The sequence below is a fragment of the Microbacterium sp. SCPM-O-B-15248 (M128) genome (genome assembly GCF_058214835.1).
The window spans coordinates 1-554 of sequence record NZ_JBYQLI010000021.1 but is presented as its reverse complement, the minus strand read 5'-3'; the positions used below and the strand labels follow the sequence as shown (position 1 = coordinate 554).

At 67.0% G+C, this 554-nt stretch carries 1 protein-coding gene; it reads left to right on the top strand.

The window, feature by feature from the left end; genetic code table 11:
- Window positions 1-554: CBM96 family carbohydrate-binding protein (locus AC3E6M_RS17050; RefSeq protein ID WP_490530608.1), on the top strand; the 554-nt coding region annotated here is incomplete at both ends.

Below are 554 nucleotides of genomic sequence, written 5' to 3'. Positions count from 1 at the left end.
GTCACGGTGTCGTCGCAGGTGTCGGTGTCGGTGGTCGATTCGACGCGGTTGCGGGTTTATGCCACGGCCGATGGGTGGGCACAGAGCTCGACCCCGACCGTTGGGTACGGGTCGGCAGGTGGTTCGACAATCAAGGCTCCTTGGAACGGGAGCCCGGATCGGGTCGCGTATGCCACGTTCGATCTGTCGGCTCTGGCGGGTAAGACGGTGACGTCGGCGGTGATCTCCGCCGAGATGGTCATCAGCGAGACCCGCGATGGTCAAAACGTCTCCCGGGTCGACGCGCACGCCACGACCGGCAGCTTCACCGAGGCGGGCCTGACCTACCAGAACCGGCCGACCCTGACCGATACCGTCGGCAGCTTCGTCGTCGACCGCACGAAGAAGATCGTCACCAGCGATCTGACCGCATCGATCGCCGCGGCCGCGACCGGCACCCCCGGCGCCTACACACTCGGGTTCACTCAAGACGACGCCGGCGCAACCGCGATCGCTGTCACCCTCACCACCCGCGAAGGCGGCACCGCCCCCTACATCGACATCACCCTCGCCCC